Here is an 18,166-nt window from a genome sequence, read left to right as displayed (position 1 = left end):
TTCAGGCTACATCGCCTGTTTTGGAGAGCATAGCCGTGATTCGCGTCACGGGCAAGTCAGGTCAGCCCGAGATCCTCGAACACAGCCACCAGACCCTCCTGCGCGGGCGGGGCGGCCGTGCGGTCAGCCAGCGCCAGCAGCTCCGGCGACGACCCTTCAATAACGACTCCGATCCCCGCGAAAGCGACCATCTCAAGGTCATTCTCGCCGTCGCCCACTGCGATGGTGTCCTCCCGCGGGATGCCGAAGTGCGCGATCACCGCGGCGACGCCGTCGGCCTTGCTGATGCCGCGCTGGTACAGCTCACCGGCGTGGCGGCCTTCGTCCGCAATGGAGTTCTCGACGGCGGCGATGCCCTCGCCGATCTCGGCCACCAGTTGCCGCATGGGTGCCGCGGAGTCGAACACCGAAACCTTGGAGAACGGCACCTTCGAGAGGTCCCCGTCGTGCTGCAGGGCGCCGAGGATGGCAGATGCACCAAGCTCACCACCGTCCGGAAGCTGGCTGAAGTGTTCCTCGATGATGGCGTGCAAGCGTCCTTCCGCGGCCGGCGGGACATGCAGGGATTCCTGGGCCTCCAGGACGTACACGGCGTCATGGGCGTCGAGCGTGGCCACGGTGCGGGCGGCAAGGTCCGGCGGGAAGCGCAGGTCCACGAGCACGGCTCCTCGCACTTCCGCGTAGGCACCAGCGCTGGCAACAATCCCATCGAATCCCGCGCCGCGGATGGCCTCTGGGAGCATCGTGAGAGGTCGGCCCGTGCACAGGAACACCTTGTGGCCGGCGGCCCGGGCGGCACGTACGGCACGCACATGTCCGTCCGGCACCACGCCGTAATCCGCGTAGGTGCCGTCCACGTCGAGGAAGACGGCGCGGAATGCGGCCGCGGGGATCGTGGTGCTCGGATTTCTGGTGCTCGGCTCAGCGCTCATGGCTCCGGATTATACCGGCGCGGGCCCTGTGACCCCAAGCGGTTTACACTCCGCGTGCTGTTCAAAAATGCTTGCCGCCACGGGTCAAAAACCTGCCGCGAACGGTCTGCCGGATTTTCCGACGCCGGTCAGTTAAAGTTGCCGCCTACAGCAGCCCGCTGGTCCCGCTGTTACCGCGATTGTGAAGCCCGCCCCCAAGACTGTAGGAGCCAGCCGTTAATGGGCCCGCACTGGACCCGGCTCACACCGCGAGGCGTGTGCTGGGTCATGGGGCAAAGAGGCGAGATAATCCATGCACACGTCAAGAAGCAAGGGATTTCCGACGCCAGCGGGCATGCATCCAAGGGCGGGTGTACGGCGAAGCGAATTACCGGACCCAGGATCTCGACCGAACCACATCAAAGCCGCGGCAAGGTCTGTGACTATTCTTCGTGCACCCCGCTGCGGGGTGACTATTCCCGGTTGTTTACTCCGAATTTGCTCGACCAAATCAAGGAAGCAGCCGCGGCATTCATGCGCAATGACATAGCCACCTTTGCCGTCCGGAGCGTCCAAAACTAGAACGTCCGACGCTAATAGTCGCCCCTGCTACTGCTCCAAGGAGTTCACAACCGTCCTCATCGATGGGGCCGGTGCCTGCCCATACCTCAGAAGTCGGACGTCAATCCTGCTACCCCGACTTCATCGAGTACCGCAATCAGCACAGAGCCCACGCCGCCCTCATACAAGTCTCACCCGTCAGCGGTGTCGCCAACCAGGCGCTTAGTACTTCTGGTGCGCAGCACGCGAACCGAGCCGCCCCCAGTTATGAGCGTGCATGGGTTGCTGCGCTGTGGGCGATCTATTCGGGACGGCATAACGGAGGCATCTCGACTCGAGCAGACAAGCGGAAGTGAGATTGATAACGCGAGCTTTACAAGGCCGAGATCCTATTGCCCAATCATCGTCCAGAGCATTGAAATTCGATGTACTTATTAGCCCAAGGGATTCTGTTCCGAAAAAGGCTAATGCGATCTACTGATAGCGGGTTTTTATATCAGTGACGAGGGAAATCACTTTCTGGAACAGAACTGATTGGCTGTTTGCGAGTTCCAGAAGGACCTCGAAGTGATCGCGGTCTTCCATGACAACTAGATCGCGAGCCCCGGCGCCAAGCATTGCGGCAAAGGCTGCGGACTGTCTTTGGAATTCGGGGGTTTCGCGGGTCCCGTGGCTCACAATAAACCCACCCTTCCGTTCCGGCGAGATGTGTCGTATCGGTGAGTAGGAAAGGACTTCTTCGGTAGAGAGAGAAACAAAGCCTTTCCTATAGCTGAGGATGACTGGATATAGATCGTAAACACCGCTCAAACACAAAGCGCCCTTCACTACATCCTGAGGTACGGAGTAGCCTGTCCAATCGCTCACAGCGAGGACTGCAGCCAAGTGAGCTCCTGAGCTGTGCCCCCCAATGACGATCTGGTCAGGGTTTCCTCCCAGTTCCCGCGAGTGATTATATATCCACCGGACAGCTTCATGGATCTGAGAGGACATTTCTGGAATTCGGACTGAAGGAATTAGAGAGAAATCCAGACTCACAAAGTCAATACCTGCATCAAGGAAGGCAGGGGCCAAGAATGAGTACATCTCTTTTGTTCCCAGCCGCCACTCGCCTCCGTGAATGAAAATGAAAATAGGGTTTGAGTCGGCAGTTTCCGAATGGAAGTAATCTAAGGTTTCATCCGCGGAAGCCCCGTAGGAATGACTGCTGAAGTTATTCGACGATCGCGTGCGTATACTCAATGAGTTATACAAGTCACCAACGGACGCAGCTTCACGAGCGTAGCGGAGCTGGTTGTATGCGTCATCTAGCTCGTCCTGCGTGTAGTTCAGAAAGACATACTCTGAAGAACATTCTGACTCCTCGGGAATGCTAAGCATTTTGAAAGTCTTTCGCGTCATAGGCCCGGCGTCGATGGTCGGGAGCGGTCATTTTCTCGGCAGGTCTTCGGCGGAAGCAGGGCAACTTGTGTTCTCGTAATGGGGAGAACCGGGCGGAGTGGGCCGGTCGGACCACGGTCGATTCTGGGTCCATGAACTAAGCCGAGACAGAGCTGACCTGAACGAACCGGCATCCGTAGAATACGTCTTACGTTCACGGGCCGTAAAGTGTTACTGAAGGTTCTTCTTAATCGAGGCCCGGTTTTCAATGATTACACCCACCTGTTGTCCATCATTGTTCATCCGTGCTGTACTGAGGTGGCAAGCCAATTGCGGGAATGTCCCTCCGCCCCGTCGACGGGTTCCACGCTGGGGTGAAGAGGCCAGGCTGGTTGGGATGGTATGGCCTGCCGTCGGGGCCAAGCCGCTCCACCTAAGGCCAGACATTTGCTAACTGCACGTCTTGAACTAATCAAGAGGCTCAATAAATCGCGACGATTTCAACTACGGTCATCACCAGATCCCAGGAGTTTAGTCATGTCCATCCCACCCGTAGTCCCAATGCAAGGCGCGGAGCTGACTGCGCGGGAGCCTCAGAAGCGGCGAGCCCGTGGCGAAGGCGGCATTGAACAGCGCTGGAACCGTCTGATACTCGTGCTGCTCCTCACCTTGACTTTCGGAACGGGAATCGTCGATGCCATTGGATATCTATCGCTGAACCACGTGTTCATCGGCAATATGACTGGAAACGTCGCCATCTTGGGGATGGCTTTGATTGGCGGCGACGGTCTACCGGTCGTGGGTCCCCTGGCTGCCTTGCTCTGCTTCGCCCTTGGAGCTGCTGTCTCGGGCCTCGTACTCCGCCGGACATCCAGTACGTGGTCAGTTTCTGGAGCAATCCTGCTGTTGCTCGCTGGACTGATTGTTATAGCAATGGGGGCTTTGTCGTTGCTTCAAAATGATCGGCCTGACTCAGGTGCCCAGGTGCTCATGTCGTCATTTTCAGCAATTGCAATGGGAGTCCAAGCCTTGGTGGCCAGGAAGCTTGCCGTGCGGGATGTTCCGACAGTTGTTGTAACGTCAACTTTGACTGCGTTGGCGGGCGAGCTGTTCCACGGCAGCAACCGGAGGTTCTTCAACCGCCGATCGGCGGCAATCTTAGCCATCCTCCTGGGAGCGGCGGCCGGTGCTGTCATCGTGAGACTGAGTTTAGGGGGGGCCTTGATCTACTCAGGTCTCTTGATCCTTGTTGTTAGCTTCATCGGACATGTCGGATCACGCCCGATGAGAAGCAAAGGTCTGGAAGAAGTTATCTAGCCCAAGCAGAGGGACTCATCCCCTGTTGTCCTTACGTTGGGTTTCAAGGTCAGTTGCCGGCTGATTGTGGATTAACCGTTCACGTCCGTAAATGCACCGCGCCACTCGTTCTGGCAGCCGACCGGGACAGCAACGTGCTGTCGCTGCCCAGGAGTTCCTGCCATTTGGCTGGAAATCCTGGGCAGGGCGAAATTGTTCAACAATGTGCTGTCTTCCAGCGGGCACCGGAGGAACCTTAACACAGCGTCCGATTGCGGCTGACGCGAATTCCTGACGTGAATTCGTTATGACCGCCCCAGGGAAGGTTGCGGTTGCGTCCGTACTGAGCCGTTGTGATCAGGCGGACTGTCAGCACGACAAAAGCGCGGGACCGCTGGGTCTAACAATTTTCCCTCGACCACTCGGGCGGATCGTCACTGCATGACGTTTAGATGACCCTAGTGCAGACGGCTCTGATTCTGATGTCTGCGTAGGCTTCACCGGATGGCTTCTCCGCCCCAAGAGTGGGCAGCCTCCGAGGTTGACTATATGGTCGCGTGCTGCCTGCGCTCCTCGCGTCCTGTGTTTATGGCCGAGTCCGTGAGTTTCTGACGCCTATTCCCGGTACCTAAACCAAGGCTCGGGAGCCATAGCACGGCCCCACGACTAAGCAACCGCGCCCAAGCCTCGGTCTAAAGGGAATGCCGGGGGCAAAGACCATCTGAATCTCGTTGAGCACCACCGTGGCGCCAGCTGAAGCTTCCGGGATCAGCGGCGCATACGCCATATCGTTTCGTCCGGACGCTATTTATGTATGTGCAATTTGCCTGCTTTGGCGAGCTGAGGCCCGCATCCAAGCATCGAGTTGAAATGTGGCACGAGCCAAAGTGGTAGCTTATGGCCCATAGATGCGATGTCAGCCGTTGAAATGCTGAACATCAAGGGCATCGTGAAATGCGCCATCGTCAGCAGCTTCGATGTTTGTGATCGGTCGTTCGCCTTCAACCACAACGCTATCGCCCACATCGAGGATTTCCAGGTTTACTCCGTGACGACGGGCGAACATGCCGGCCCTTTTCCTGTAAAGGTCCATGCCAGGCTCGTTGAGCAGACCGTCATGGATGGGTATCGCCTGACGCGGTCTGACGGCTGTTACAAAGTCCACCATTTCCGCCATCTTGTTCCAAGGAGCATTCAGTGGAACCAACAAGGTATCCGGAGCCGAGCCCGAAGGTACAACGAAGCTGTCACCAGGATGATAGATCAGGCCATCAACGATGTATCCGTTGTTCTCGACAACAGGAATATTGGGGTGAATCACTGCGTGTTGGCCTCCAACGGTCTCTATTGAGAAGCCGGCTAATTTGAACCGATCACCGGGTCCAACCGAAATTATTCGCGATGGGTCGACGCCGAAATCAGCCGACGAGGCCCTCAGTCTTTCTGCAGGAATCTCAGGTGCCCGAACTGTCACACCTGACGAGGATGCCATGAAGGTCAGGACCTTCGGCTCGTCCAGATGATCAGGGTGTTGATGAGTCACAAGAATGTTCTCAGCCCCTTCCAACGCCTCATCCAGATCCGTGAGATTGCCTGGGTCGATCACAAGGCGAGTGCCGTCCTTCTCTAAACGAACGCACGCATGGCCGAATTTTGTCAGGGAAATTCTGTTGGTCACTTCTCCACCATCTACTTAACGAAAATCCAACGAAGGACGCCCCTTCACCGGCAGTACAGCACAACTTAACAGCTTGAAGCAATCGCCGTATCAGAGGCTGGACTTCTCAGTGATTACCCCTCAGCCGTTCCCAAGGGCTTAAGTGCTGCTTAAGTGCTCTCAACAGTTCACAGGCCAGCACGGATGAATCCACGAGCTTCATGCTGAGGTGCGCGAGATGGAAGGTGTTGAATAGACTTCCCCCATGGAAGTCAATCGGTCGTCGATGACACTCAAGGATGTGGCACGTCTGGCTGGTGTTCATCCAGCAACTGCTTCCCGGGCCTTGGATCCTGCCCGACGCGACTTAGTCCGAGTAGAGACGCGGGAACGCGTGGTGCGAGTTGCTGAGGAAGTTGGATACAGACTTAACACGCTTGCTCAGGGCCTCAGGAAAAACGTGACCGGAATGGTTGGTATCGTCGTCGCAGACGTTGCCAACCCGTTCGTGCCTCCCTTATTGCGCGGAGTCGAGGAGGTTCTCCGCGAACAGAAGACGCTGTCGTTGATCGCAGAAACCCATGAGCATAGTGGGAACCTAAAACGGATACTGGATCAGCTGATTGCCAGAAGAGCCGACGCGATAATTCTTTGTGCAGCCCATGAATCGGATTACCAGACCGTAATGAAAGCGGCGACTGCCATACCTTTGGTACTTGCGGTGCGGACCGTCGGTGGTCCTTGGCCGTTTCCCGCCGTTACCCACGACGATTTCCTAGGCGCGCAGCTCGCCACTCGGCACCTGGTCACCCTCGGACACCCCAGAATCGCACAGATCCAAGGACCGCACGATGTATCGTCGTTCGTGCGCCGCTCTGCGGGTTACTCATCGGTTCTTTCCAGGTCGGTGGCGCGTGATGTCTCGATCAGAGACCAAGCCCGAAGCCCATCGGTGGAAGAAGGCCAAAGACTGGCAGCGTTGATTCTTTCGCAGTCCACGCCGGACCGCCCAACCGCCATTTTCGCGCACAACGACCTGATGGCACTTGGAGCACTGAAGGCAATAGCCGAAAAGGGGCTGGCATGTCCCGCAGACGTATCCTTGGTGGGCTACAACGATCAGCCGTTGATAGAGCACATCTCCCCCCCGCTGACCAGCGTCCGCCTCCCCAGCCTTGAGCTGGGGCAGCAGGCGGCTACCTTGGCGTTAGGTCTGGTCAAGGGAGGGGGGAACCTGAACCAGGTTGTGCAAAGAATCTCCCCTCCAAAACTAGTCCTGAGGGAATCCACGGCGCGTCCGCGCGCCCACCTTGAATCAGGGTCGGAGTCTTAGTCCTTAAATTCGTTGCAGGATTTCCTCCATGCGTTCCTTGGCATCGCCGAAGAGCATTTGTGAATTGTCTCGGAAGAAGAGGGGGTTCGGCACCCCGGCATATCCGGAGGCCATGGAACGTTTGAAGATTACAACATTTCCGGCCTCCCAGACTCTCAGTACAGGCATACCTGCAAGAGGACTTCCGGGATCTTCAGCCGCTGCCGGGTTCACTGTGTCGTTTGCACCTATGACCAAGACAACTTCGGTTTCGGACAACTCGTCGTTGATCTCGTCCATTTCCAGGACGATGTCGTAGGGGACTTTGGCTTCGGCGAGGAGAACATTCATGTGCCCTGGTAATCTACCTGCAACGGGATGGATACCGAATCGGACGTCAACATCACGTTCCCGAAGTTTGCGGGTTAGATCCGCGACGTGGTGCTGCGCTTGTGCCACTGCCATACCGTAACCAGGAGTGATAACGACACTGGAAGCGTTTCTGAGCAGCTCGGCGGTGTCTTCAGTGGAGATCTCGCGATGCTCCCCCAAGTTGAGATCTGCCTTGAAAGCCGAGGCTGTAATGCCGAACCCACCTGCGATAACTGAAATGAAGGACCGGTTCATGGCCTTGCACATAATGTAAGACAGATAGGCGCCGGATGAACCCACAAGCGCACCCGTGACAATCAAGAGATCATTGTTCAAAAGGAATCCTGCAGCGGCTGCGGCCCAGCCCGAGTAACTGTTCAACATTGAGACCACGACGGGCATGTCGCCTCCACCTATCGAAGCAACGAGGTGCCAGCCTAGGGCCAAAGCCACTGCAGTCACTGTAACCAGCATCCAGAGCTGAGGATCGAGTACATACCAGACCGTTAAACCTACGAATGTCGACAATGCACCGAGGTTGAGGAAGTTCTTCCCTGGCAGGACGAGAGGCTTCGATTGGATGCGGGCTGAGAGTTTAAGATACGCGATGATCGATCCGGTGAACGTTACTGCACCTATGAAGACGCCAATGAATACTTCTGCGTGATGAATGTCCTTCAACGCGCCCGGCAAGGACGGATCCTCAAGGTGGCCGTTCCAAGCAACCAGCACTGCTGCGAGGCCGACGAAACTGTGAAGCAATGCAATGAGTTCGGGCATTCCTGTCATTTGAACCACCCTGGCGCGCCGAATCCCGATGGTTCCGCCAATAGTCACGGCACTCAGGAGCAGGGCGATCCCGAGTGCGGCCTGGCTGTTAGTGAATGCATTTTGCAGTGCAAGCCACGCAGTGGAAAGCAGCGCAATAGACATTCCAGCGATACCGTATGCAACACCTGAGCGTGCAGTTTCATGCTTGCTCAGGCCGGCAAGGCTGAATATGAAAAGAAGTGCTGCCACGATATAGGCCGCGCCGGCCAGCGATTCTGCGCTCAGAAGAGCGGATGTGTCGTTAGTCAAGATGGGTTCCTTGCTCGATTCCAGCGCGCCCACGGCAACGGAGGGCGCTTTGCGTCGTCATTTGGAGAACATTGCGAGCATGCGTCGCGTTACCGCGAACCCGCCGAAGATGTTGATGCTGGCTAAGAGGACGGCCACGAAGGCTGAGACCTGAATCAACAGATTTGCGTGAGTGATTTGCAGCAGAGCACCTACGACGATGATGCCGGAGATGGCGTTGGTGACAGACATCAACGGTGTGTGCAGAGCGTGGTGAACTTTTCCAATAACGTAAAAGCCGATGACCACCGAAAGAATGAGCACGGTGAAGTGCTGCGGAAGCGGAGGAGGTGCTACGGCAGTGATGCCCAACAAGGCCAGGATACCTATAAGTAGAAACGTCAGCCTCTTCGCCGGTGACGGCTGCTTGAAAGATGCCGCCGTTGCTGGGGCGTTGCTGGCCGTTTGTAGCCTTGTGGGCGTCGCTGCTGATACCAGTACGGCCGGCGGTGGCCAGGTCACTTCCCCGAAACGAACCACTGTCACCGAGCGTTGTACGACGTCGTCGAAGTCGAGAACCAGCTTCCCGTCTTTGCCAGGGGTCAGCAACTTCAGTAGATTGACCAGATTGGTTCCGTAGAGCTGGGAGGACTGAGCAGGGAGCCTTGAGGGCAGGTCGGTGTAGCCAAGAATTATCACGCCGTTGTCGGTGACCACTCGTTGACCAGCGACGGACCCCGCTACGTTTCCCCCTTGGGCGGCAGCCATATCGACGATTACACTGCCGGGCTTCATGCTTGCCACATCTTCCGCTGTCAGCAATTTCGGCGCGGGGCGACCTGGAATCAGTGCGGTTGTGATTACAACGTCAACTTCACGTGCCTGTTCGGAGTAGATCTCTGCGGCTCGTTGGTTGTAAGCCTCTGTCGTTGCTTTCGCGTATCCGTCCGTGGAGACCATATCGTCTCCGACTTCGACGGCGAGGTATTCACCCCCGATCGATTTGACCTGGTCCGCGACCTCAGGCCTCGGATCGGTTGCCCGGACGATTGCTCCGAGGCTGCTGGCGGCCCCGATGGCTGCAAGTCCCGCAACTCCAGCTCCCGCGACCAGGACCTTTGCCGGTGGAACTTTACCCGCGGCCGTAACCTGCCCGGTGAAAAACCAACCAAATTCGTTGGCGGCTTCCACCACGGCACGGTAGCCGGCAATATTGGCCATGGAGCTCAGCACGTCCATGGACTGCGCACGAGAGATTCGCGGCACAGCGTCCATCGCGAGGGCGGTGACATTTCGAGCCGAAAGGGCTTCCAGCAGTTCCGGACGAAAGGCCGGGCTTAGCAAGCCAACGAGGGTCGAACCCGGCTGCAGCAGCAAGACTTCAGCTTCGGTGGGCGGGTTGACCTTTAGAACGATGTCACTTGCCCAGGTTTGTTCCTTCCGAAAAGTGGAGGCCCCTGATGCCTGATACATCTCATCCGAAAAGGACGCATCTTGCCCCGCACCCGACTCGACGACGATGTCATAGCCAAGCGCAAGCAACTTCTCCACGGTGGCAGGGGTAGCCGCTACACGTGCCTCCCCCTCTTCCTCAGCAACTATTCCTATCCGTGCCATTTGAAACAAAGTCCTTTCGATTGTTGTGCCACCCTCCCTTGGGGGCATCATGATGATCGGAACAAACGTGTGGGGTAGAAGGCTATTTTGACCGCCGTCCTTGGGCCTTGGGAACAGAAAAGGTCGGCGCACCCGTTTGTGTCCAACTAGCTGACGAATGCAGTGTCATGGCGGTGGCTCCGGCAACAACCAGCGCCAGGGTTCCTGCAAGACCAAGACATAAAGCTTCAAGCCCATGGACAACGAATACAGTGCCAATCGAGCCGCCCAGGCACATGACCAGTACGGGAACGCTCCTCCTGCCCCACTTTGATCCTTGTCGCGAGGCCGCATCTGCGGCGATGCCGGTGATGGTCAAGGTCAGTACACTGGTGGTCAGGTCCGGGACTTGGAGCGATCGGACTATGGCGTTCTGGAGGCCCATCGCCAAGCCCAAAAACACAACCAACGCAACGAGACTAACGTTGCCGTATGGGCGTCCGGCGCCTGCAGCTACTACTACCGCCGCCGCGATGAACAAGACAGCCTCAACACTTGCGCTGGAACACAACAACTTGGAACGATGTTGCCCCAGCCCAAAGATGAGGGTGCCGCCCATGCAAGCCCCGGCGAAAAAGCGATGATTGCCAAGACCAATGACCAAGCCAGAAAGCCAGGACCGCCAGCTAGGGCAAAGCCTGTGAATACAACGTGGCCAGTCATGTTGGCCACGAGGATCTGTCCCAGGCATAGGTAGCTGAAAGAGTCCACCAACCCTGTAACAGCTCTCATGGCCAGCAGTAATGGTGGCATCGGTCCGTGAGGTCCGTTGCGTCCAGAAACGATGAGGCGGGCTGCATCAGTGAGATGCAGCCGCACCTTATTCGTTTGGTGTCCTGGAACCGGAGTTCAGGCTTTCCACACCGTTTTGAGATTGCAGAATTCGCGGATGCCCTCCATCGACAGTTCACGGCCGTACCCCGAGCGCTTGATGCCGCCAAAGGGGAGCTCCGCATATGAGATGGTCATGCCGTTGACGAAAACAGCACCGGCCTCGATGTCACGCACGGCACGATCAATTTCTACCTCGTCGTTGCTCCAGAAGGCGGACCCCAGCCCGAATTCAAGGGCGTTGGCAAGTCGGAGCGCCTCGTCAAGATTTGCAGCGCAGTAAACCGAAGCGACGGGGCCGAAAGCTTCTTCTTCCCACAGCCTCATTTCAGGAGTGAGTCCTGTTACGACGGTTGGCGGAAAGTACCAGCCACCGTCAGGTCCGGAAGGCGATGATCCAGTAATGATTTCTGCACCCTTACCGCGGGCATCCTCCACTAGATCCGTGACATCCCTCCGCCCAGACTCGGTGGCCAAAGGCCCAACTTCAGTGGCAGGATCAGAGGGATCGCCAACAATCAACGATGACATTCTCTCGGTGAACTTTCCCGTGAATTCGTCAAAGATGTCCTCGTGGACGATGAAGCGCTTGGCGTTGATACAAGCCTGCCCGTTGTTGCTGATGCGGGCCTTGACCGCAGTGTCAACGGCTGCATCAATATCGGCAGTTGGCATGACGATGAAAGGATCTGAGCCTCCCAGCTCCAACACAGCCTTCTTCAGAACGTCTCCCGCTGTAGCAGCAACCGAACGCCCTGCTTCTTCTGAGCCTGTGAGAGTAACAGCGGCGATGCGCTTATCCCGGATGACAGCTGCCACCCGGTACGATCCGATGAGGAGCGTAGCAAATGAGCCCTCAGGAAAGCCTGCGCGAGTGAAAAGCTCCCCGATGTAAATGGCAGATTGCGGAACATTTGATGCATGTTTGAGGACGCCTGCGTTTCCTGCCATAAGGGCGGGAGCAGCGAAGCGGACAACTTGCCATATTGGATAGTTCCAGGGCATGACAGCCAGGACCACACCCAGAGGCTCGTATCGGGTTCCAGCGGCGGTGGCATTGACTACCTCAGGGCTTTCCAATTCACGGCCGGCGAGGAACTCCTCGGCGTGATCCGCATAGAACCTCATCGCATTGGCGGATTTCAGAACTTCAGCTCGAGATTGGGCAATTGGCTTGCCCATCTCCTTGGTGATAAGCAGCGCGACATCTTCAATTTCAGACTCTAGAAGCGCAGCCGCCGAGCGCATCCACACCGCGCGACCACCCCAGTCAGCGGCCGACAACAGTGGAAGCGCTGCCTTGGCCGCTTCCAGCTTGTTGTCGACGATGTCGTCGCTGTCTTCCTCAAAGGATAAAAGTTCGATACCGGTGGCCGGGTCAATGCTTTGAATGGTACCCATGGGTCCTTCCTGAACCAGAGTTAAGGGTTAGATGTCGCATCAGACAAGGATGGACAACGGGTTCTCGATACGACGTTGAAAGGCCGATAGCCACTGTGCGGCTACGGCGCCATCAAGGACACGGTGGTCGGCTGACAGGGTGACAGTCATGACTGTTCCAACCTCCAGTTCGCCCTCCGGGCTTACCACAGGAGCATTTCGTGCAGTACCCACGGCCAAGATGCCGGATTGGGGCGGATTCAAGATTGCGCTGAACTCCTCGGTGCCGTACATCCCCAGGTTTGAAACCGAGAAGCTGCCCCCCTCAAGTTCGTGCTGGCGGAGCCGCCCGGCCCTGGCCCGCTCAGCCATGTCAACGACCGTTGAACTAATCTCCGACAACGACATCCGTTCTACTCCCCGCAAAACAGGTGTAGTTAATCCGCCCTCGGTCGCAACAGCCACAGCTATGTCGACTGACGAGTACCGGCGTACGGACTCGCCCAACCAAATCGAATTGGCCTCGGGTACTTCCACCAACGCACCTGCGACTGCCTTAAGCACGAAATCGTTGATGGACACTTTCTTGGATGCTGATTGGTTTACCTGCTGACGAAGTTTCAGCAGGGCGTCAACGCGACATGTGGCTGTGAGATAGAAATGCGGAACAGTCGTCTTACTTTGCGTCAGGCGACGTGCAATCGCCTTACGCATCCGGTCGGTGGGAACGTCCACGTAAGCATCTGAACTGGCCGTTGCAGCGGGTGACTGAGATGCTTCAACCGGCTTGTTCGCGGCTGCCGCTGAATCCTCGGTGGTTCCTGTGGATTCTGGCTTCTCCTTGGTCTTTGCAATAAACCGTTCGAGATCACGCCTAACAATGCGGCCCTCCGGACCGGTACCCTTCAATTCATCGAGATCCACACCATTTTGACGGGCAAGACGACGCACCAAGGGGCTGACGAAGCGCCTCCCGGACACTGGTTCGGGGATCGTTGTCTGCACGTTAGCTGAAGTCTCAACCGCGCTAGGCAGAGCTTTATCGGAGGCAGTGTATTGATCCGTTTTCGATGAGGCTGCAGCCGGTTCGTGTGGTGTAAGGCCAGCTTCCTTTAATGCTGCTTCAACGGAATCCTCGCCTTCGCCGTCGGCTAGAAGAACCGCGATGGGATCGCCAACAGCAACGTTTTCGCCTTCCTCGACCAAAATACGGCCCAGGGCCCCTGCCGACTCCGCAGTCAGCTCGACGGTCGCTTTCTCGGTCTCAACCTCAGCGATGGGTTGGTCGAGGACAAGAGTTGATCCCGGCCGTACGAGCCAGGCCTGGATTGAAGCCTCAGCCGCACCCGCGAGTACTTCCGGCATGCGCAGAATCTCAGCCATTAGCGTTCTCCGAATCCGTTGCGGACCGTCTCGAGGACAGCAACGATCTCTTCTAAGCGGGCAATAGCGGCCCTCTCCAACACCTTCGAAATGCTAGGCGAGGCTTCTTGCCCGGTAACGCGCGCGACAGGCTGGTCGAGCCAATCGAAGAAGCGTCGTTGAATTTCGTCTGAAAGCCAGCCTCCGTAAGACGTTCCCTGGGCTCCTTCCTCAACAATGAGGACAGCGTTGGTCTTCTTGATGCTTTCGCCAATAGTCTCCCAGTCAATGGATGCCCTATCGAGCCAACGCAGGTCTATAAGTTCCGCGTCGATGCCGGTCTCTTCGATTGCCTTAAGGCTGTGCTGGACCATCGACAGATAACTAATGACGGTCAGCTCAGATCCCTTGCGACGAATGGCAGCTCGCCCGGGTGGAAGGATGTAGTCCAGATTGTCTTCCGGAATCTGATCCTTTGTTCCGTAGAGGTCGACGTGCTCGATTACCAGCACCGGATCCTCGAGAGCCAGCGCTGCATTCATGAGTCCTACGTAGTCTGCTGCCGTTGACGGGGCAACAATTCGCCAGCCAGGGGCGGTAGCAAAAATACCAGCTGGATCCATCAAGTGCTGCGAGCCATAGCCGGACCCCATTGCCACTTTTGTACGGAGAACCAACGGAACGGGATTATCGCCGCCGAACATGTGCCGAGCCTTGCCGATCTGGTTGAAGACCTGGTCGGCGGCCACCCACATGAAATCCGGGTACATGAACTCAACAACCGGCCGGAATCGTCCATCCAACGCCAAGCCGCCTGCTAGCCCTACGAATGCGTTCTCGCTGATCGGGGTCCCCAGAACGCGATCTTCGCCGTACTTTTTGGCCAGCCCTTTGGTAGCGCCATTTGTTCCCCCGTTGAGCCGGTGGACGTCCTCCCCCATCACAACGATGCGTGGGTCCTGCTCCATTCGATGATCCATGACAGCTGCGACAGCCTCAACAAATTTGATGTCTTTAAGGGGCACATTGGCTGTAGTTGTGTCCACGACCGGCATTTCGTTCAATTCGGTACCATCTCCCCGGACACCAACGTTCACGAAGCTGACGTCAGGCCACAGCCCGGGACGAATGCGCCGCTTGCCGGGGCGATCCGGATCGCTCTCGAGAAGCTGCGAGACGGCCGCGCTCATGGCTTCTTGAACACGGCTGCGAAGTGCTGCCACGGCGTCGTGGTCAATCAGCCCGCGCTCAATCATGCGTTGTGCAACCAAGTCGAGGGGATCGCGGGCTTTCCATTCGGCTTCCTCTTCCTTGCCGCGGTAACCGAAAGCACTGCCAGGGTAGGGGCCGTTCTGGTGGAAGAACCGGTAGACTTCGACCTCAATGACCGTGGGGCCCTCGCCGGAACGCATTCGCTGTGATGCTTCCTCCATGGCCAGGTGAACAGCCAGCGGGTCCATACCGTCTACACGCCAAGAAGGAACGCCAAAACCTTGTCCCCGCACAGAGAAGCGGGGATCGGCAGTAACCTCATCAGCCCGCGTCGACACACCGTAGAGGTTGTTCTCAATAAAGTAGCAGACCGGCAATTTCCATGCAGCGGCCAGATTCAGTGATTCCAATACAGAACCAATCTGGGCGGCGCCATCGCCGAAATAGTTGATTGTCAGATCTGTGGTGCCGCTATGTTTCTGCGCCCAGGCGTTGCCCGCAGCCAAGGGGGCCCCACCTCCAACAATCGCATTTGTTCCCAGAGCGCCAGCCTCGAACCACTGGAGGTGCATGGAGCCCCCACGGCCGCGGCAGTACCCTTGGGCAAGCCCGAGAATTTCTGCCAAAGTGCGCTGAAGGACGTTTTGGATCTCTGACGTCACCGGTTCGGAAGGTTCTACCTTCCCGTTGCTTACATGTGTAATGGCCTTGGCCAGAAACTGGTGGTGGCCTCGATGGGAGCCATTAACGCCGTCGGTGGAGCGTAGCCCCACGATAGATCCAACAGCACCGCCTTCCTGTCCAATGCTGGAGTGGGCCGGGCCATGAACCAAACCCTCCCCGGCGAGCTCAAGCACCGATTCCTCAAATGCTCGGATCAAATGCAGCTGGCTAAGCATCGTGCCCAAGAGGTCGGGATCTGCGGAGTCCCAGTCAGCTTTAGTTGTCGAAAGCTCGAACCAGTCCACCCCGGTTTCTAAGCGCTTCTTCTTTGGCATCGTCGCCACCTTCGTCGTAATCCAGCGGTCGTCCGCTGAGAGGTTCCAATTGCGAGACTAACGGATGATTTTATACAAAACAAGGCTTTTGGACTCACATGGAGGAATACTGAATGCCTAAAGGTCTAGATTTGATACAATCTCTGAAACAGACCCGAGGAGGCGGCTATGAACACAACCCAACGGGGTATCCCAGGCATGCGCGGCACCGACCACATCGGCTTCACCGTTCCGGACTTGGCTGAAGCCCATGAGTTCCTTGTGGAGGTCCTCGGATGCGAGACGGTCTATAGTCTGGGCGCTAAGCAATCAGATGATGACTGGATGGAAACCCAACTTGGCGTGCATCCACGAACCGTGATCAAGGAGATCCGCTTCTACCGTCTTGGGCACGGGTCCAATTTTGAGGTGTTTCTGTATGAATCTGCGGACGGGCAGAATCCGCAGCCGCGTAATAGTGACATTGGGGGTCATCACATCGCCTTTTACGTCGACGATCTGGATGCCGCCGTGGCATACCTGCGGGATCAAGGGGTCGAGGTTATGGGTGAGGCCACCGCCAGTAAACAGTCCGCCACCGGACAGAGGTGGATCTACTTCCGTAGCCCATGGGGAATGCAGTTCGAACTGGTGAGCTTCCCTGATGGTAAAGAATATGAGAAGAATGCGCCGCTACGGCTGTGGCATCCATCACACCCTGCAGAGTAAGGAAGCTAATGGAGGATACGGAAATCATCACTCATGGAGCGACAGGGGTACGCATAGCTGAGACCCTGCGCGATGCCATTCTGGCCGGTGATTACGCGCCGGGTGAGCGGATACGCCAGGACGAGCTGGCGGAACAGCACGGGGCTAGCCGACTTCCCGTCCGTGACGCGTTGCGCATCCTGAAGGCTGAAGGACTCGTGACATTGGTTGCCAACGCCGGCGCTTGGGTTTCCACGATCAGCCTTGCAGAGTGTCAGGAAATGTACCGAATGCGGGAACGACTTGAACCCCTCCTCTTGGGCTTGAATATCCCATTCTTGTCTGATGCCCAAATCGCACACCTTGCGCACCTCGCGGACGAAATGGAAGCGACCACCGATGTCGAGCGTTTCCTCGTGCTCGACCGAGATTTTCACATGAACTGTCTTGAGGCTGCGGAGACCACCGTGTTAGGTGACGCTGTCAGGAGTTTGTGGAATCGGACCCAGCATTATCGACGGGAAGCGACCCGTCTCTTCTACGACGATGGTGACCGCAGTGTTCACTATGACCATCAACTTCTCGTGGGTGCCATTCGACGCCGGGACGTCGAAGAGGCAGAACGGGTTCTGGCAGGCCACATCAGACGAAGTCGTCTCCAGCTAGCCGAGCATCCAGGAATTTTTGCTGGCCACTAGCGTCTTTCGGGTCAGTGGATCCTTGGGGTGTCCATGCTCTGGCTTGGTAGCCGTAGTTGCAAAGTGCACTTCCAGGCTTTGCTCAGCTCCACGATAGGTCCTGTCATCGCCGCGTAGAATGGGTTGGCAACAACCAGATCGTCCGCTGGGTATTTGGTGATTACCACTGGCCCTTCTTCGGTAACCACGACTTCCTCTTCAATCCGGGCCGCAGAAAAACCGTCAGAGGCAGGGCAGTACGTTTCAACCGCAAAGACCATTCCGGCTTTGATCTCAACAGGCTCCCGGTAGCTGTTCAATCGGGAGACTATTGGCCGTTCGTGCAACCCAAGCCCCAAGCCATGGCAGAATTGGAGCCCAAAAGCGGAGAGCTCGTCGTCGAAACCGAGCGAGTCGGCCGATGGGAAAAGGGAAGCCAGTTCATCAGAACCGATACCAGGTTTGATGCCGGTGATAACGTTGTCCATCCACTCACGCGCTTGGCCGTACGCAGACCGCTGAGATCCGGTAGCCATGCCCACGTTGAAAGTTCTGTAGTAGCAGGTTCTGTACCCCATATAGGAGTGAATGATGTCAAAGAACGCCTGGTCTCCAGGGCGGATAACGCGATCCGTGAAATTGTGGGGATGAGGATTGCAACGTTCGCCTGAAATCGCGTTAACTGCCTCGACCTGATCGGAGCCGTACTCGTAGAGTTTCTTAGCTGCCAGGGCTACGATTGGGACTGCCCCGGATTCCGTTGACTCTCGGGGTTTAGCGTTGCTAGGCGGCTTTGAGGCCGCTATTGATTATCT

The 18,166-nt window shown here is 57.1% G+C and carries 13 protein-coding genes and 1 pseudogene; 4 read left to right on the top strand and 10 right to left on the bottom strand.

Features of this window, described 5'->3' with window-relative positions:
- Positions 1–56: 56 nt before the first annotated feature.
- Together OOZ51_RS19725 and OOZ51_RS19720 are read right to left on the bottom strand one after the other, a co-directional pair.
- Complete coding sequence (locus tag OOZ51_RS19725) at positions 57–932, bottom strand: HAD hydrolase family protein (protein WP_265981478.1); 876 nt, start codon at positions 930–932, stop codon at positions 57–59.
- 1,014 nt (positions 933–1,946) lie between these two features.
- On the bottom strand, positions 1,947–2,852 hold the full coding sequence (locus OOZ51_RS19720; RefSeq protein WP_265981477.1) for an alpha/beta hydrolase: 906 nt from the start codon (positions 2,850–2,852) through the stop codon (positions 1,947–1,949).
- Between the two features lie 537 nt (positions 2,853–3,389).
- Between OOZ51_RS19720 and OOZ51_RS19715 the strand changes: the two genes are divergently transcribed.
- The gene (locus tag OOZ51_RS19715; protein ID WP_265981476.1) at positions 3,390–4,169 is read left to right on the top strand and encodes a YoaK family protein; all 780 of its coding nucleotides are present in this window, start codon (positions 3,390–3,392) and stop codon (positions 4,167–4,169) included.
- Between the two features lie 895 nt (positions 4,170–5,064).
- Here the strand turns inward: OOZ51_RS19715 and OOZ51_RS19710 are convergent.
- Positions 5,065–5,826: an MBL fold metallo-hydrolase gene (locus OOZ51_RS19710; RefSeq protein WP_265981474.1), complete on the bottom strand. Its 762-nt coding sequence runs from the start codon at positions 5,824–5,826 to the stop codon at positions 5,065–5,067.
- 244 nt (positions 5,827–6,070) lie between these two features.
- Here OOZ51_RS19710 and OOZ51_RS19705 point away from each other — a divergent pair, with 244 nt between their 5' ends.
- The gene (locus tag OOZ51_RS19705) at positions 6,071–7,138 is read left to right on the top strand and encodes a LacI family DNA-binding transcriptional regulator (protein WP_265981473.1); all 1,068 of its coding nucleotides are present in this window, start codon (positions 6,071–6,073) and stop codon (positions 7,136–7,138) included.
- Positions 7,139–7,141: 3 nt separating this feature from the next.
- Here OOZ51_RS19705 and pntB read toward each other — a convergent pair whose 3' ends face one another.
- From pntB to OOZ51_RS19680, 6 genes and pseudogenes are all read right to left on the bottom strand, one after another.
- The gene (pntB, locus tag OOZ51_RS19700; protein ID WP_265981472.1) at positions 7,142–8,569 is read right to left on the bottom strand and encodes a Re/Si-specific NAD(P)(+) transhydrogenase subunit beta; all 1,428 of its coding nucleotides are present in this window, start codon (positions 8,567–8,569) and stop codon (positions 7,142–7,144) included.
- Between the two features lie 57 nt (positions 8,570–8,626).
- A complete protein-coding gene (locus tag OOZ51_RS19695; protein ID WP_265981471.1) occupies positions 8,627–10,165 on the bottom strand; it encodes a Re/Si-specific NAD(P)(+) transhydrogenase subunit alpha in 1,539 nt (512 codons plus the stop codon).
- An 82-nt stretch (positions 10,166–10,247) separates the two neighbouring features.
- A pseudogene (locus OOZ51_RS22565) lies at positions 10,248–10,936 on the bottom strand (YoaK family protein).
- 117 nt (positions 10,937–11,053) lie between these two features.
- Complete coding sequence (locus OOZ51_RS19690) at positions 11,054–12,436, bottom strand: aldehyde dehydrogenase family protein (RefSeq protein ID WP_265981470.1); 1,383 nt, start codon at positions 12,434–12,436, stop codon at positions 11,054–11,056.
- Between the two features lie 39 nt (positions 12,437–12,475).
- Positions 12,476–13,798 (bottom strand): dihydrolipoamide acetyltransferase family protein, encoded by a 1,323-nt coding sequence (locus OOZ51_RS19685; protein ID WP_265981468.1) that lies wholly within the window; start codon positions 13,796–13,798, stop codon positions 12,476–12,478.
- On the bottom strand, positions 13,798–15,987 hold the full coding sequence (locus tag OOZ51_RS19680; protein WP_265981467.1) for an alpha-ketoacid dehydrogenase subunit alpha/beta: 2,190 nt from the start codon (positions 15,985–15,987) through the stop codon (positions 13,798–13,800). The genes OOZ51_RS19685 and OOZ51_RS19680 overlap by 1 nt, the downstream gene beginning before the upstream one ends.
- A 168-nt stretch (positions 15,988–16,155) precedes the next feature.
- Between OOZ51_RS19680 and OOZ51_RS19675 the strand changes: the two genes are divergently transcribed.
- Both OOZ51_RS19675 and OOZ51_RS19670 read left to right on the top strand, forming a co-directional pair.
- Complete coding sequence (locus OOZ51_RS19675; RefSeq protein ID WP_265981466.1) at positions 16,156–16,695, top strand: VOC family protein; 540 nt, start codon at positions 16,156–16,158, stop codon at positions 16,693–16,695.
- Between the two features lie 8 nt (positions 16,696–16,703).
- A complete protein-coding gene (locus OOZ51_RS19670) occupies positions 16,704–17,372 on the top strand; it encodes a GntR family transcriptional regulator (protein ID WP_265981465.1) in 669 nt (222 codons plus the stop codon).
- Positions 17,373–17,383: 11 nt separating this feature from the next.
- Here the strand turns inward: OOZ51_RS19670 and OOZ51_RS19665 are convergent, their stop codons facing one another.
- Positions 17,384–18,082 carry a M24 family metallopeptidase gene (locus tag OOZ51_RS19665; RefSeq protein ID WP_265981495.1) on the bottom strand — a complete coding sequence of 233 codons (699 nt, stop codon included), beginning with the start codon at positions 18,080–18,082 and terminating at the stop codon, positions 17,384–17,386.
- Positions 18,083–18,166 lie beyond the last annotated feature (84 nt).

Origin of the sequence: Arthrobacter rhizophilus, assembly GCF_026241105.1 — a bacterium.
GTDB lineage: Bacteria > Actinomycetota > Actinomycetes > Actinomycetales > Micrococcaceae > Arthrobacter.
The sequence above is the reverse complement of the archived record's forward strand: the minus strand, read 5'-3'. Positions and strand labels throughout refer to the sequence as shown.

What these genes read in the sequence shown, in the direction of transcription:
- OOZ51_RS19725 (WP_265981478.1), bottom strand. Translation starts at nt 932, where the DNA reads ATGAGCGCTGAGCCGAGCACCAGAAATCCGAGCACCACGATCCCCGCG.
- OOZ51_RS19720 (WP_265981477.1), bottom strand. Translation starts at nt 2,852, where the DNA reads ATGCTTAGCATTCCCGAGGAGTCAGAATGTTCTTCAGAGTATGTCTTT.
- OOZ51_RS19715 (WP_265981476.1), top strand. Translation starts at nt 3,390, where the DNA reads ATGTCCATCCCACCCGTAGTCCCAATGCAAGGCGCGGAGCTGACTGCG.
- OOZ51_RS19705 (WP_265981473.1), top strand. Translation starts at nt 6,071, where the DNA reads ATGGAAGTCAATCGGTCGTCGATGACACTCAAGGATGTGGCACGTCTG.
- OOZ51_RS19695 (WP_265981471.1), bottom strand. Translation starts at nt 10,165, where the DNA reads ATGGCACGGATAGGAATAGTTGCTGAGGAAGAGGGGGAGGCACGTGTA.
- OOZ51_RS19690 (WP_265981470.1), bottom strand. Translation starts at nt 12,436, where the DNA reads ATGGGTACCATTCAAAGCATTGACCCGGCCACCGGTATCGAACTTTTA.
- OOZ51_RS19685 (WP_265981468.1), bottom strand. Translation starts at nt 13,798, where the DNA reads ATGGCTGAGATTCTGCGCATGCCGGAAGTACTCGCGGGTGCGGCTGAG.
- OOZ51_RS19680 (WP_265981467.1), bottom strand. Translation starts at nt 15,987, where the DNA reads ATGCCAAAGAAGAAGCGCTTAGAAACCGGGGTGGACTGGTTCGAGCTT.
- OOZ51_RS19675 (WP_265981466.1), top strand. Translation starts at nt 16,156, where the DNA reads ATGAACACAACCCAACGGGGTATCCCAGGCATGCGCGGCACCGACCAC.
- OOZ51_RS19670 (WP_265981465.1), top strand. Translation starts at nt 16,704, where the DNA reads ATGGAGGATACGGAAATCATCACTCATGGAGCGACAGGGGTACGCATA.